Raw genomic sequence first — 14,828 nt, 5'->3', positions numbered from 1 at the left:
GATGCCACCACGTGAGTGGACCATGGCGAAGGCGCAATTTGCCGTGATCTTCGGCGAACGTTTCATCAGAGCCATGGCGGCCTGATGATCAACCGCCCGGCCGCACACGGAAATCCTGACAGTCCCCACGCGCGCCGTTTGAACATTGGAAGACCCAGACTTTTTTTGCGGCCCTACATTGCGACGGCCTAACGGCGCCCTGGATCATAGACCAGCCTATGACCAAGCAGGTTTTTGAAACCTATGTCGAGACGCAACTCGCGCCGGTACTCAATCCGGGCGACGTCGTCATTCTCGATAACCTCCCCGGCCCCAAAAGCGACAAGGCCGCAGAAATCCTCAAGAAGCGAGGAGCCTGGTTCCTCTTCCTTCCACCTTACAGCCCGGATTTGAACCCTATTGAAATGGCTTTCGCCAAGCTCAAAGCACATCTCCGGCGCATCGGTGCCCGAACAATCGACGATCTCTGGCGCGCCGTCGGCAATATCTGCGAACTCTACACGCCAGAGGAATGCTCCAACTTCCTTAATGCCGCTGGCTATGGTTCCGATTAAACGCTCGATGCTCTAGCGGCACTTTAGAAGCGATGATCGTGAGCGAAGCATTGGAGCAGCACGTCATAACCCGGTCATTGGCGGGCTAGGCCGTAGATCTGTAATTGCAGAGCTAGGTGGTGCCGATCCCTTGAGGGTTTCATGGATCTGTCCACACTGGCTGAGGCGAGGCCTGATCGTGCTGTATCGGGTCTCACAGAGGCGAACGTTGCATTGACTCGATGCGAGCTTTGCAGCCCATCTGACTACCTTCGCAGATCGTTCGTCCCTGCGTTCCCTCTCGAGACACCACCCTCGGATCAGCTTTGACGCTTCACCGCTGGCATACCGCTTTTACTGCATCTCACGCCTGGAACAAAGTGCCATCACGTAACATGGCGTGCATGATGACCGCGAGGCGCCGAGCTAGGGCGACACGGGCCTTCTTCAGGCCGCGCCTCTTAGCGATCTTCATGGCCCACGTCTTGAGCGCGAAGTTTTCCCGGCTTCGGGTCAGGATCGAGTTGGCAGCTTCATACAACAACTTGCGCACGGCCCCGTCGCCTTGTTTGGTGATCCTGCCGGTCCAGTCGAGTTCGCCTGATTGATGGCGTCTGGGCACCAGGCCGAAGTAGGCACCGGCGTTGCGCGATTGTCGGAAGCGGCCCGCCTCGTCGACTGCAGCTGCAAAGGCAGCCGATGTCTGCACGCCGACGCCTGGAATGGTCATGAGGATTTCACAGGCTTGCGACTGACTGCGATTACGCGCAACCGCCGATCCATTTCCTTGATCTGCTCCATCAACTCGGCACGCACCGACAACAAGAAGGCGATGGCTTCACCCAGACCAGGAATGTGGGCGGCCTGCATGATCCTTTCGAGGAATGCCTTTCCTTGCCCGGCGCCTGGGCGATAGCCAAACGTGGCGCAAAGACCGCGGATGATGTGGTCGAGCCGGACGCGGGCTTCCACCAAATGGCTCCGCGCGGTGATGACGCTGCGCACACCGTGCGCTGCTGAGGATTTGACTTGTACCTCCTTGTAGAAGCCGGTGCGTGCCAGTTGGGCGAGCCCGGCGGCATCATGCGGATCGGTCTTGTTCGCCTTCATTGCCTTCAGGTTCTGGTGCGCCTGGCGGGCATCGATACACACGACCCGAACGCTTCACCCAGGTCGATACGGAGGCGGTCCGGCGCGAGGAACAGACGCTAGCGCGGCAATGGGCGGTGGACCTGAGGATGGACGCGATCCTGTCCACCGACGGGCACAGTGACCGCCCGCTGCTGGTCGACGAAAGGAGCGTTTGGATGCATGGCGACGTGCTGGGCATATCATGTGCAGGGGCGCTGAAAATCGCGGCGATCGCGACGCCTGTCAGCCGCAAAAGCGCTGTCGAACTGTCGGGCCTGCTCCACGCTGTCGGGCTGACGCGGATCAGCTCACCCTTCGTCATCGAGGCGATAGATGCGCTGGCCGGCGCGCGGCAGGTGAGCGTGTGCGTCTATGAAGCCAACGGCGGCTTCCTGCTGGCGACGCCGGTGGTGCTGGACGGATGGAGACTCAGCGCGTTGCCGACGCGGGACGCGGTGTTGCCAAAATCCTAGTGATGCTGGTCGATGCGAAGCGGCGCGGCGTCACACTGTCCGCGCTTTAGGCGCAATTGCCTGAACGCTATACGATCAGCGAGCGGTTGCAGAACTATCCCACGTCATCCAGACAGCTAAGATGCCTTGTCTTATCGCCGCACTTGAAAATGAACGGGGCGAGATAACCGGCGTGCAACGTACCTACTTGCCTCCCGGTGGCACGGGTATCAGAGCGACGCCGCCAATTCCTAGCGCTTCATGATCGAAGCGCTGCGCCGGTTCGCCATCTATCGCAACGCGCGATAGCCTTTACCGAGAACCGGCTGTCCCGATCGACGCGGATTTGCTTTGCCATCCACGCCAAAGCGGCTATTCGCGGAAAAAGCCCATGCGATCAAAGCCGATAAATCATAAATTTCAGCGATTCGCGGACGTATTGCTAACGGCGTCCGTCCATTTCGACGCGTTTCGCGCCGACCCAGGCGCCTATCTGACGGCGACCAAATGGTGGATCAAGCGCAAGCGTGTTCGGGCCCGGGGCCAGTTCGCTCCCCTGCTCAGCCGTTCGCCCCGGGCCTATATGCTCTGGGCCTTGCGGCAGGAGCAGGCGGACAGGGTGGCCAGTCCGGTCGACCTATCCCGGCCGATCATCGCGCTGGTCGACATCAGGACCGATCCCCGTCCGGATGAAGTCGCCGTTACGCTGGCGAGCCTGTCGGCAGAAGGTGTGCCGGCATTGCTGGTCGGATCGCCCGAGACACCCGACCTGACGGCCATTCGCGCCGTGATCGACTGGGCCGCCGCGCCTTGGCTGATGCCGCTGGCCGCCGGCGACCGGATCGCACCCGGCGCGACTGCGGCCTATCGCGCGGCGATGGCTGATCCGGCGTTGCGGCTGATATATGCGGATGACGACCTGCTGATCAGCCGGCGTCGACGGACGCCCCATTTCAAACCGGACTGGAACAGCGAGCTGTTCGCGCATCATGACTATTTGTCCGGCGCCTGCGTGCTGCGTGCTATGCCCGACGATCTGGCAGCTGTGGCCGATGACCCGGACTGGGCGGCGGGGCTAACCGCTCTGTTGGCAAGTGAGGGCGAGGTGCTGCACCTGCGCCATATGCTGCACCATCGCCGCACGCGTCCCATGGCGCGCCTGCCGGTCGCCCCGATCGCGCTGGCTCGCGATCTGCCGCCTCTGTCTGTGCTCGTGCCAACCCGCAACCGCGTTGCCCTGTTGCGCACCTGCTTAGAGGGGGTGGCGGCGGCGGACTATCCCGATGTCGAGGTGATCGTGGTCGACAACGACAGCGACGACCCCGAGACGCTGGCGTATCTCGACGCGCTGGATCCGGCGCGGCACCGGGTGCTCCGCCACAGCGGCCCGTTCAACTATTCTGCGATCAATAACCGCGCGGTGGATGTGGCGCGGGGGCGGCTGCTGTGCCTGCTCAACAATGATATCGAGACAACCGAGCGGCGATGGCTGGCAACGCTGGCGACGCAGGCGCTGCGTGACGATGTGGGCGCCGTGGGGGCGCGGCTGCTCTATCCCGACGGGCGCATCCAGCATGCCGGCGTGGTCATCGGCGTCGGCAATGCGGCGGGCCATGCCCACCGCTTCCTGCGACCCGGTGAGCAAGGCTATTTCGATCGCCACAGCCTGCCGCAATTCACCATGGCGGTTACCGCCGCCTGCCTGGTGGTAGCGCGCGACAGGTTCCTAGCGGTCGGGGGGCTGGACGAGCGCAACTTCGCCGTGGCCTTCAATGACGTCGACCTGTGCTTGCGGCTGGGACAGCGGGGATGGCAGTCGCTCTATGAACCGCGCGCCACGCTAATCCATCATGAATCGGTGTCGCGCGGACTGGACCAGGACCCTGTGGGCGCAGCACGCTTTGCCGGCGAACTGGCGGCGCTTAAGCGGATCTGGAAGACCGACGATGTCTATGATCCCTATCACCACCCCCAGCTCAGCCGCGCGAGCGAGCGCTTCGCGGTGGTGGTCTGACCCCATGGCGCTCACCCTGCCGCAGGTGACGCTTTGCGCGGTCAGTTCGGTCAATCTGGCCGCGACCGTCCGGGCGCTGGAAGCCAGCCTGTCGCAGGTCGATTTCGGCGCCTGCAAGCTGTTCACCGATCGCCCGGTCCGGCCCGCCCATCCGGACATCGCCGTCGTGCCGATCGCCCCCATTTCCTCCGTGCGGGCCTATTCCAATTTCGTACTGACGCAATTGGTCGACCATATCGACACGTTCCATTGCCTAGTCGCGCAATGGGATGGACATGTGCTGGACGCTGGGCGCTGGCGCCCCGACTTTCTGGACTATGACTATATCGGGGCAAGTTGGCCCCAGTTCGACGACGGACATGACGTCGGCAATGGAGGCTTTTCGCTGCGCAGCCGGCGGCTGATGGCGGCATGCCGCGATCCGGTGTTTCAGCCCCACCCGGTGGAGGATGTGGCGGTCGGACGGATCAACCGGGCCTTTCTAGAAGATTTGGGGATGCGCTTTGCCCCGCGCGCGATCGCCGACGCTTTCTCGACCGAGCGGGCGGGCGACGTTTCGGCCAGCTTCGGCTATCATGGCGCATGGCTTATGCCGCGCGCGATCGGCGTCGAGCGTTTCTGGGCAATCTATCGCGAACTAGACGATCGCGGCACGATCCGGCACGACTTCGCTTCTATTATGAAGCAGATAGGGCAAGGGCAGGGGGGATGGAAGCGCGCCCTACGCCTGCTTGTCGACCAGATCGACCATGGGGACTGGAAGTAATGCTACCTAATATTATCCTTCCGCTGAAAGGGATTGAAGCGCTTGACCAACATCTTCCCCGGCCTACCGCTGATCGAATCCCCGCTCTTCCCAGCGCTCAAGGCGCAATGGGGGCTGAGCCCGGAAGAAGAGCGGATCGCCGATGACCTGCATCAAAAGGGCTATGCTGTATTCGATTTTCCGGACAGCGAACTTGACGGGCGGATAGCGCGGATACAGGCGAATCTTGGGCCGCGCTACGACATCGACTTTGCAACGCCCGGCAGCGACAAGACAACCGGCGAACGGCGAATGCAGGACGCTTGGCAGTTTGACGAAGATGTTCGCGCCATCGCCGCCAATCAGGCGGTGTTAGACCTGCTGGCGAAGCTTTATGGCCGTGCCGCGTTCCCGTTCCAGACGCTCAATTTCCCGGTCGGCACCCAGCAGGACGCCCACACCGATTTCGTTCATTTCTCCAGCCTCCCAGTAGGTTTTATGTGCGGCGTGTGGCTAGCGATGGAGGATATAGGTCCCGATGCGGGACCGCTTTTCTACTATCCCGGATCACATCGCTGGCCCGCAATGACCAATGCGCTGATCGGGCGACGTGGTAGCAGCGGCGATCTGGGATCGGCGCAGGCCCCCTATGGCTTGGCCTGGCGCGCACTGTGTGACGTGCATGGCGCGCAGCCGGAGGTCTTCCTGCCGTGCAAGGGGCAGGCGCTTATCTGGTGCGCCAACCTCCTGCATGGGGGCAGCCGCCAGAACGATCCGACATTGACCCGCTGGTCGCAGGTGACGCATTATTATTTTGACGACTGCATTTATTACACGCCGGCCTTTTCCGACGAGGCGATCGGGCAACTGCACCTGCGCCATCTGGTGTCGATCAGCGACCGGGAAAGGCGGCCGAACCTTTATTGCGGGCAGGAGGTGACGAGGCCCGAGACGCCGGCGCAGGGGATGCCCCGCCGGCTATCGTGGAAGCGGCGGCTGAAACGGATGCTGCGCTGACCGGGGGGCCGGCTATGCCGTCGCGGCGGCACCCGACTGCCACCAGGCCCAAGTTCTGGATAAGCCTTCGGACAGGCCGACGCCGGCCCGCCAATCGAGTTCCTGAGCGGCCCGCGCGACCGAAAGAACATTAGATCGCACGTCGATGACGCGAGAGGGCGAAAATTCGACATCGATCTTGCGGCCGCTGACCGCCTCTATCCCGCCGATAATGTCCTTCTGGTCATATCCGCATCCACTGCCGATATTGATGACATCGGCTGGTCCCTGATAATCCAAAGCGGCGGCGATGGCGTCGGCGACATCGCTGACATAGACATAGTCGCGGATGACGGACCCGTCGCCCCATATGGACAGGGTCTGGTCCGAGCATGCAGCATGCATGGCCGCCGCGATAAAGCCTTGGGCTCTCCTCGCCACCTGGCCGACGCCATAGGGATTGGAAATGCGCAGTGACAAAGTTCGCATGGACCGCATCGCGCCGATCAGGCGCAGATAATGTTCGATGGCCAGTTTGGAGACGCCATAAGCGTTGCGTGGTTTAGTGGGCGCGGTTTCAACGATGGGGTCTTCGCTGTCAATTCCGTACACGGTTCCGCCCGATGACGCGAAGATGAAGGACTGGACGCCCTGGTCATCGCAAAATTCCGCAACGCCAAGCGCTTCTGCGACATGATGCTGCACTTCATGCGCGATATGGGCGTTGGCCGTCGCAGGCAGGCTACCCGAAATTAGATACACCACATGGGAGCATCCGTTGAGCGCTACGGCGAGGGCAGCGCGGTCGTCGGCCGGACCCGTAGCCCAGGACAGGCGGTCCTCATGGGGGAAGGTGCCGGGCGGTAAGGATTTGATGTCCATGGCGACCACCGATCGTCCGGACGCAAGGAGCGCTTCGACCGTATGCCGGCCGATAAATCCTGCCGCACCCACTACCAAGACATGTCCCATCTAGCGTTTAATCCTGAAAAAGGTGGCCGGGCAGATTTATCCCTGCCCCCTACCTATAGCGATATTCAATATATTGGCCATCTTGTCGAATTCATTGTTCCAGTCGGTGCTGGCGGCGAACGCCTTGGCCTTGGCGCATAGGATTTCATGTTCCGCAGCGGGCAGGTTCATGATCCGGACGAGTTCATCCGCCAGGGCATGTGCATTGGTAGGGATGACGCTGGCGTTGGATGAATTGAGCAGCCATTCGACATTGGGGCCGTTGTTCGACACGACCGGGACGCCGCAGGCCATCAACTCCAGAGGTAGAAGAGAGAGATTGGTCAGTGACGGTACGAGTGCAACGTCGCACTGGGAGTAGAGATCGGGCAGTTCCGTTTGGGAAATGGCGCCTGGGGCGAAGGCAGGGAAAGGCAGCAGCCCGGTGTCGATGCCGCCGCCCGCTAGAATAAGGGCCACGTCGGGGCGCTGCTTGTGGAATTCATTCAGCGTGAGCGCCGTCAAATCCCATGCGCGGCGGGGCGTGTCGGGGCGGACATAACAGAAGAGATGTCGCACGTCGGAGCGGCGGGGCCGGGGTGTGTACAGGTTGCGATCATAAGAAAAGCCGACTGCGTGCGTGCGCATTCCGTAATCGGCCCGCAACTTGTCGGCCAGCCATCCGCCCGCGGTGATTCCGGTGAAGCCGAATCGATAGGTGTCTTCTGCAAACACATATTCGGAGCTGACAGGGTAGAAAGAAGGTTCGAAATCCTGGACGAAATAATAGCGGAACAAAGCGCCCCGGAACGCTCGCACGGCATAGGCTGATTGCCAGCCTGTCGCGAAGGCGAAGTGGCACTTCGGCAACTCATCATTGTCATGATAGACAGAACCGTTGAACGGGCCATACCAGTCATTGATATTCTGAAGTAGTTCTTCGCGCGATTTGACGCAGGGATGAATCATGGCGTCATTGGCGATCACCACACGTATTTCGAATCCGCGCGCTTCAAGACCGAGGATGAACCGAAACAAATTGATATGGCCGCCGGAATGTTGTGAAAGCGGCGGTACAAACCAATTCAGCGTTATCTTTTCGCTCCCCCAAAGTCCCGCGACACTGGGGCCGAAGGGTTCGCGCAAGACAAAGTTCCAGAATTCTACGACGCCATTTGCCACTTTGGAAACCTCGTTGAAATTTGAACCGGGACCTGGTTCACAGGATTTGAGGGTTGGCTGGTACTAAGGGACGATTGAGATAAAATCTACTATCCAGAAACGCTGAATTTACCGTCACCCAATCCGACCAAGGACCTTGCGGCTATGCATGCCCGCCCCCCCTCTAACAAGGCTTGGATAACGAATTTGACATCATACCGCACTGCAAAAAAATTATCTTGGCGCACAATAGTCCCGGAAAAAAACAGTTGCTACTGATGTGGGATGCGCGGCGTCGGTCGTTGCCGAAGCCGCCGCGGGAATGATCGACCGGAGCGCGTAACCCGAAACAGGCAGCCAGAATGAGAAGGTAGGGCCGGTCACCATGATCCTCCCGCTTGTCTAGCGAAAGCCGGATTTGCAACGACAACATCCAGGAGACTGGACATATCGTTGAAGGCTCGGATAATGCTGCCGCATGAATCTGACGTCCCGCTCCCCCAAAATTCTGCAACGCGATCGAAGGTCTTTCTGATGCGCCATGGTGTTATAGTTGCAGGAATGCATCGCAGTGGCACCAGTGCCATGACGCGGGTATTGAACCTGTTGGGTTGCGCCCTGCCGGAAGACCTGATCGGACCTAATTTGGGCAATGACCAGGGGCATTGGGAATCGTCGGTGGTCGTCGCATTGAATGACGAGATACTGGCGGCAGCGGGATCAAGTTGGGATGACTGGGCGGCGCTCAATCCGGACTGGCGGGCGTCTCCGCTGCGTGGTGAAGCGGTCGACAAGGCTACTGAGATAGTGCGCCAGCATGGCCGGATCGGTCCACTCTTTGTCATGAAGGACCCGCGGGTCAGCAAGCTCGCTGACATATGGCTAGAGGCTTGCGACGCAGCCGAGGTCAGTCCCGCAATGGTCATCGCGCTGCGCAACCCCGTTGAGGTTTCAAGCTCGCTGGAGCGGCGAGATCTCATGACGCCCGCCTATGGTCATCTGCTGTGGCTGCGGTACATGCTTGACGTGGAACATTATTCCCGCGGTCGCAAGCGCGTGGTCTGCCGTTTCGACCAACTGCTCGGCAACTGGTCGGCAGTCGTCGAACAGATACGGTCCGGAACAGGTCTTTGTTTCCCCCGCAACTCGCCGCTGGTGCATAATGAGATCGACCAGTTCATCGACACGCGCGGCCGTCACCATGAGGTGCGGACAGATTTCGTAACGGACAATCCAAACCTTTCCACTTGGTTGCGGCAGACCTATGTAATATTGCACAAATGGAGCTTGGACGGCGAAGATGCCTCCGATTTTGCTGAATTAGACGCCATCCGCAGCGCATTCGACGAGTCTGCGCCTGCATTTTCACGCCTGATCCTGCCGGGAAGCCACTCCGGGCTTGCCGGTTCGGGGCAGCGGCTAAAGCTGGAGCTGGAAGAGCAGTTGGATCATGCTCGCATGGCCAGCGCGGAAGCCAGCCGCGTGACGCACGACAGTATGGCGCGCCTGCAGGAGGCTCAGAGCCGGGAAGAGATGCTGGGTGTTCAACTGCAGGAGCGGGCGCAGTTGGTTCAGCAGTTGGAATCGGAAATCAGTGCATTGCACGCAGAGGTCGCTCAGGCCCAGGGGCTGGCTGCGACCGTCGAGCAGCTTCAAGCGATCGAGTCGCAGCTCAGGGCGCAGATCGCCGAATTCCAGCACGCGGCCGAAACTGCGCAAATAGCCGAGGCCGGCGAGCGTGACGCCCGCGCTCAGGCCGAACAGCAAATCGCTGCGTTCGAGCAGGCGGTGGAAGCCATGCAGCAGGAGCAAGCCGCAGAGCGTGGAGCGCGGGAGCAGGCCGAACAGCAACTAAAGGCGCTGAAGGCGACCGCCAAAGAGCTGGAAACGCAACAGCTGCAATCCATCACCCGGGTCGAGGAATTGGAGTGGCTGCTGGGAGAGGCCAACCACTTCCGCGAGCGTGATAGGGAGACGTGGGAGCAGGCCGAGCAGCAACTCAAAGCGCAGCAAGGTCAGTCTGCCGCCCGAATCGGGGAGCTTGAGCACAGACTGGCGGAGGCCTCTGAGCGGCAGGAGGGCGAACGCGCTGTCCATGCCCGGACGGAAGAGGAGCTTGTCCGCGCTTTGGAAAGCTTGTCTCAGGCGCGCGAAGAACTGGGGGATGTCGCGAGCCGCTTGGCGACTGCCGAAAGCGCACTGATCCAGCGTCGCGAGGAACTGGCCCAACTCTGGGAAGAAATCCAGTCCTCGCGGATGGCGCTGGCCGAAATGGGAACCCTTCGGCAGGAACTAACGGCCCAAGAAGCGACGCTTGCCGCAACGAGGGAAACGCTGTTGCGGCTGAAGGCAGAGCAGCAGGCAGCTTTGCGGGCCGAAGAGGCGGCACGAGCCGAATTAACGAAAGAAACCCAGGCTAGATGCGTCGCGCAGGCGCAGTTGGATCTGGTGTCCGAACAACTGTCGGACGCGCAGTGGAAACGCGATCGCGAGGCAGAGGTCGAATTGGCGGCGCGATCTGCCGCAGAGCGCCAGTTAGAGGCGCGTTTTTCAGAGGTTGCGTTGTTGACTAAATTGTTGCGCGACGTGACTGCTGAACGCGACACCGCTCGCACGGAGGCGCTGGGCGCGCAGCAGACCGAAAACACGTTGACGCTGCTGTTGCAAAAGCGGGATGAGGATGTCGCCTTGGCCGAAGTGGCGCGCAGGGCGGCGGAACGTGAGTTGTCAGGCCATTTTTCGGAAGTCACGAAATTGACGCAAATGCTGCGGGAAGTGACCGCCGAACTGGATGCAACGCGTGCGCTGGCGCAGGCAGGACGGCAGGCGAAGGGCGAACTGACCGAATCGCTGCTAAAGCGTGACGAGCAGGTCGGCGCGGCCGAGGTGGTGCGCGGCCGAGCGGAGCGGCAATTGGCCGACCATGCGTCCGAAGCTACGAGGCTGTCGCAGCAATCGCGGGAAGCCATCGTTGAACTGGCCGACGCGAAGGGGCGTCCCGGTCACAGGGGCGAGAATGAGCTGACCGAGTTGCTGCAGAAGCGCGACGAGCAAGTTGGCGCGGCCGAAGCAGCGCGCAGCGTCGCCGAACGTCAATTGAGCGCGCGTTTCGCCGAAATCGCGACGCTGACAAAATTGCTGCGCGATTCTTCGGTGGAGACCGATGCATCCAAGGCGCAGTCCCAATGGCTGCGGCGCGTCAATGCCGTGACATCCGACTTTCCCCGCTGGTGGATATTCATGCCGGCGAACTGGCGGCGTAGGCACGAACATGCGCGCTATACCAGAAAGGGCCTGTTCGACGCGGAGAAGTATCTGCGCCTATATCCCGATGTCGCGGCAAGCGGCATGGACCCGCTGAAGCACTACATTTTGCACGGGATGGACGAGAACCGCAGAAACCCGGTCTGACAACGACGGGGTTCATCTTCAGCGAGACAGCAGGCAGATTGATTTATGAACATTGTTGCCGATCAAAATTCCTCTTCTTCCGCCCTACTCGTGAATTTCGACCCGGAATGGTATGTCCGGACCTATCCCGACGTGGCGCAGATTGGGATGGACCCGGCAGAACATTATGTCTGGATCGGCCGGCAGCTCGGTCGGCGGCCCAATTCTGGCCTAGTCGCGCCCTTGCTGGCTGCGGCGCCGCCCGCGCAGAGCGCGCCTGAGGCAGTACTCGTTGCCGCGCCGCCGGCTCAACAGTCGGATGGGGGGCTGCCGTCCATGCCTCAGGATGCAGCCCGCTGGGCGCGCTACAATATGCGCATCGCCCGGCAGCGTCCCGTCTCGCCCGCGCCGCTATTCCGTTCTTTCAATCCACAGGCAATGCACTTGCACTGGATCGTTTCCGGCGAGCTTCCGCTTAACCCGCGGCAGGCCCGGATTTTCAGCCTGATCCGCCAGTTGGAGGCTCAGGGACATCATTCGTGGATCTGGATCCAGCCGCCTTGTGTGGTCGGTGACGAGACCGCATTCCGCAACGCGCTTATCGCGCAGGGCGCCATTGGCCCCCGCACCATCCTGCGCTTTCTGCCGGAAGATGTCGTTGGCATATCCGGTGACGCAATCATCGCGACGGATTTTTGGTCCTGTTTTCCGGCTGCGGCGATGCCTCTGTTCAAGGCTCGGTTTCGGCTTACACAATTGCTGGAGAAGGAAAGTCAGGCAGATGGCAGCGCATCCGCCCTCGCGGGGCAGGCCGATGCGCTGAACATGATGGCGCTGTGCGCCGGACAGGAACTGGAGACCATGCTGGCGGAAACGGGACGCTGGACCCGGCATTGGCCCCAATTTGCGGACGACAATTATTTCTATGCCGATCCGGAGCAGAATCCTTCCCGGTCGGGCGATACACTTCAGATCGCGGTTGACCTAGGCGAAGCGGGAACATCGCATGTCGCCGCAGACTTAGCGCTGGATGCGCTGGAACTGTTGGGGCAGCGAGGCATTCCGTTTACCGCCCATCTCTTCGGGCAGGCGCGTGCGGATTTTCAGCCATCCTATTCCTCTATCAGCCACGGTCCGCTGGAATCGCCGGCGCGCGGGGACCTTTTCCGGGCATGCCGGATCGGTCTTGCTCTGGCGACCTGCCTAGACGGAACTACGCAGAGCGAAATGCTGGCCTGCGGACTGGAAACAATCGGCCTCGCTCAATCCCAGTCCCACGGGTCAAGTGACGCCCTCCATTTGACGGGTGCTTCGTCGCTCGACATTGCCGATGCCATTGTGGCGATCAGCGCGACGCCACCGCGGGTCGGGATGAGGCGGGGTGGGGCGGACACCAAAAGCGCTGCGCAGGCGCTCGAACTCGCGCTGCGGGAGGGCCTTTCCGTCGACAATGAAGCCGTCAGCGTTTCCAGCGCGATGATGCGCGCCGAGTATGCGCATAAAGCTGCTGTCATCATTCCGACTTGGAACGGTGGCGCGCTGTTCAGGGACGTTCTGAAAGCGTTGACGACGCAATCGACGCCTTGGTCTTTCGAGGTCATGGTCGTCGATAGCGGGTCCACTGACGAAACGCTCGACATTACGCGCTCTTTCGAAAACCAAGGCGTGCGTTTGCACCAGATTCCTAATTCGGAATTCCAGCATGGCAGGACGCGCAATCTGGCCATTTCGCTGACATCGGCAGAGTTTGTCGCGGTTTTGACGCAGGACGCCACTCCTGCCGATCAGCATTGGCTAGCTAATCTGGTCAAGGCGTTCGACAAGGGTACCAAAGTTGCGGGCGTGTTCGGCGCCCACAAAGCCTATCCGGAAGCCACGCCCTTCGTGTCGATGGGGATTGACGGGCATTTCGAACATTTTAACCGCCTCCCGCATGTGGCGGATTGGGATGGAGACCATGGCAACCCGATCCCGTTCGGTTCGGTACCGTGGCAAAACTGGATCCATTATTATTCCGACAATAACAGCTGTATGCGCCGCAGCGTTTGGGAAAAAATTCCCTATCCCAATATTGACTGGGGTGAAGATCAGGTCTGGGCGTGGGAAATCGTGAAGCAGGGCTATGAGAAGGCATATGCGCATGATGCGATCGTGTGCCATTCGCACAATCTTAATGAGGACCAGCAGCGCAAGGTCTCGAAGATCGAAGGCGATTTCTGGCTGCGGAATTTCAATTATCGCTTCGAATCCTCCGCGGAACAGGTGCTTGCCTCGGCCGATTATCTGCGCGACCGCAATGTCGAATTTGCCTTGGCCCATGGCATTTCAGACGCAGTGAGGGATGAACAGATCGGGCTAGACCGAGTCGCCGTGGCTGCGCGGTACACGGGGCAGATAGAGTTGCTTCGCGACCTTTATGGTCCATCCGCCTGATTGCGCTCAGGCAGCCGCAGATTATGGCTGGCAGCGGCGGGAGTAAATTCCCGTTTGGTTCGCTAGGATCTGCAATTGCAGAGCCAGACATCTTTTTCGTCAAGCCACTCCATAACTTGCTGGGATTAAACACGTGGCTGTCTGGTTGCGACAAATCATCGGCACAATATAGGAACTCGTCGACTTTGGTCATAAGATCGGCTGGCGCCGTGGGCTTTAAAAAGGATTGGCGAGCGCGGGTGCCCGCGCGATTCGTTGTTCACCTTCTGCCGTGTTGAGCTGCTTTGGAGCACGCGCTGTCGTCGTCGATTGTAGGCGCGGTTGAAGCCGGCCAGAAAAATTTCGAGATCCGCGTGGCCGGCGACGTTTATGCCCAGCAGCATGTTGGCGATGCGGCCGTTGAAGCGCTCGACCAGGCCATTATCCGGCATGAAGGCGGTGGCGCTTTGAGACCCCGCCTGTACAACCTCACATGCGGTCGCCGTTCGAGACGGCAGCACCATAATCCCTCTTTCGGGGCGAAGCTCAGGAGAACGGGACCATTCTTTTCCTTCGGCTGATGAGGCCATGGGGGGCTTCGGTCCGTTCACCTGGATCCATCGGGACTGATAGGGGCCCGAGGATTCGGTCAGGTCGAGGCGTTGATCATACTTTTGTCATGACCGCACCCTCGATCACGACACCGCTCATTGCATATTTCCAGAAGGCCATGAGCAGCTTGCGTGCCAGTGCGATGATGGCGACCTTCTTGCCGCGCCCGCCGTTGCGACCCACGCGTTCCTGAAACCAGCGCGACAGGGCTGAGTCCGGTTGGAAGCGTAACCAGAGCCACGCCGCCTGAACCATCGTCGTACGCAATCGTGGGTTGCCGGACTTCGAGACACCCTGTTCTCGAGGGACTGTCAGGATTTCCGTGTGCGGCCGGGCGGTTGATCATCAGGCCGCCATGGCTCTGATGAAACGTTCGCCGAAGATCACGGCAAATTGCGCCTTCGCCATGGTCCACTCACGTGGTGGCATCT

The 14,828-nt window shown here is 60.6% G+C and carries 11 protein-coding genes and 2 pseudogenes; 7 read left to right on the top strand and 6 right to left on the bottom strand.

Going from position 1 to position 14,828, the window contains the following annotated elements; all coding sequences use genetic code 11:
• Positions 1–131: 131 nt before the first annotated feature.
• Positions 132–554 (top strand): annotated as a pseudogene (locus tag CG471_RS25450) (transposase); the annotation flags it as partial.
• Between the two features lie 343 nt (positions 555–897).
• Here CG471_RS25450 and CG471_RS31030 read toward each other — a convergent pair.
• Together CG471_RS31030 and CG471_RS31025 are read right to left on the bottom strand one after the other, a co-directional pair.
• Positions 898–1,263 carry a transposase gene (locus tag CG471_RS31030; protein WP_218964284.1) on the bottom strand — a complete coding sequence of 122 codons (366 nt, stop codon included), beginning with the start codon at positions 1,261–1,263 and terminating at the stop codon, positions 898–900.
• A complete protein-coding gene (locus tag CG471_RS31025; protein WP_218964283.1) occupies positions 1,260–1,685 on the bottom strand; it encodes a transposase in 426 nt (141 codons plus the stop codon). The genes CG471_RS31030 and CG471_RS31025 overlap by 4 nt, the downstream gene beginning before the upstream one ends.
• Positions 1,686–1,771: 86 nt before the next feature.
• On the opposite strand from CG471_RS31025, the gene CG471_RS25440 reads away from it, so the two are divergent.
• The 4 genes from CG471_RS25440 to CG471_RS25425 all read left to right on the top strand — a co-directional run bounded on the left by CG471_RS25440 (position 1,772) and on the right by CG471_RS25425 (position 5,892).
• Positions 1,772–2,137 (top strand): hypothetical protein, encoded by a 366-nt coding sequence (locus tag CG471_RS25440; RefSeq protein WP_180275799.1) that lies wholly within the window; start codon positions 1,772–1,774, stop codon positions 2,135–2,137.
• Positions 2,138–2,555: 418 nt separating this feature from the next.
• Positions 2,556–4,130, top strand: a complete 1,575-nt coding sequence (locus CG471_RS25435; protein ID WP_373562076.1) for a glycosyltransferase family 2 protein — start codon at positions 2,556–2,558, stop codon at positions 4,128–4,130.
• Positions 4,131–4,134: 4 nt separating this feature from the next.
• Complete coding sequence (locus tag CG471_RS25430; protein WP_099234176.1) at positions 4,135–4,896, top strand: DUF5672 family protein; 762 nt, start codon at positions 4,135–4,137, stop codon at positions 4,894–4,896.
• A 42-nt stretch (positions 4,897–4,938) separates the two neighbouring features.
• Positions 4,939–5,892, top strand: coding sequence for a phytanoyl-CoA dioxygenase family protein (locus tag CG471_RS25425; protein WP_099234178.1), 954 nt, complete (start codon positions 4,939–4,941; stop codon positions 5,890–5,892).
• A gap of 12 nt (positions 5,893–5,904) precedes the next feature.
• Here CG471_RS25425 and CG471_RS25420 read toward each other — a convergent pair whose 3' ends face one another.
• Positions 5,905–6,843, bottom strand: a complete 939-nt coding sequence (locus CG471_RS25420; protein WP_099234175.1) for an NAD-dependent epimerase/dehydratase family protein — start codon at positions 6,841–6,843, stop codon at positions 5,905–5,907.
• A 36-nt stretch (positions 6,844–6,879) separates the two neighbouring features.
• A complete protein-coding gene (locus CG471_RS25415) occupies positions 6,880–7,968 on the bottom strand; it encodes a glycosyltransferase family 4 protein (RefSeq protein WP_143560274.1) in 1,089 nt (362 codons plus the stop codon).
• Between the two features lie 600 nt (positions 7,969–8,568).
• On the opposite strand from CG471_RS25415, the gene CG471_RS25410 reads away from it, so the two are divergent.
• Positions 8,569–11,394, top strand: a complete 2,826-nt coding sequence (locus CG471_RS25410) for a hypothetical protein (RefSeq protein ID WP_099234173.1) — start codon at positions 8,569–8,571, stop codon at positions 11,392–11,394.
• A gap of 45 nt (positions 11,395–11,439) precedes the next feature.
• The gene (locus CG471_RS25405) at positions 11,440–13,806 is read left to right on the top strand and encodes a glycosyltransferase family A protein (protein ID WP_099234172.1); all 2,367 of its coding nucleotides are present in this window, start codon (positions 11,440–11,442) and stop codon (positions 13,804–13,806) included.
• Positions 13,807–13,961: 155 nt separating this feature from the next.
• Here the strand turns inward: CG471_RS25405 and CG471_RS31855 are convergent, their stop codons facing one another.
• Both CG471_RS31855 and CG471_RS25395 read right to left on the bottom strand, forming a co-directional pair.
• Positions 13,962–14,309, bottom strand: coding sequence for a hypothetical protein (locus tag CG471_RS31855; protein ID WP_373562075.1), 348 nt, complete (start codon positions 14,307–14,309; stop codon positions 13,962–13,964).
• A 142-nt stretch (positions 14,310–14,451) separates the two neighbouring features.
• Positions 14,452–14,706: pseudogene (locus CG471_RS25395) on the bottom strand (transposase); the annotation flags it as partial.
• Positions 14,707–14,828: the final 122 nt, after the last annotated feature.

It is taken from the genome of Sphingobium sp. IP1, from assembly GCF_002708645.1.
GTDB lineage: Bacteria > Pseudomonadota > Alphaproteobacteria > Sphingomonadales > Sphingomonadaceae > Sphingobium > Sphingobium yanoikuyae.
Note: the sequence above shows the minus strand (reverse complement) of the source record. Positions and strands in the feature narration are given on the sequence as shown.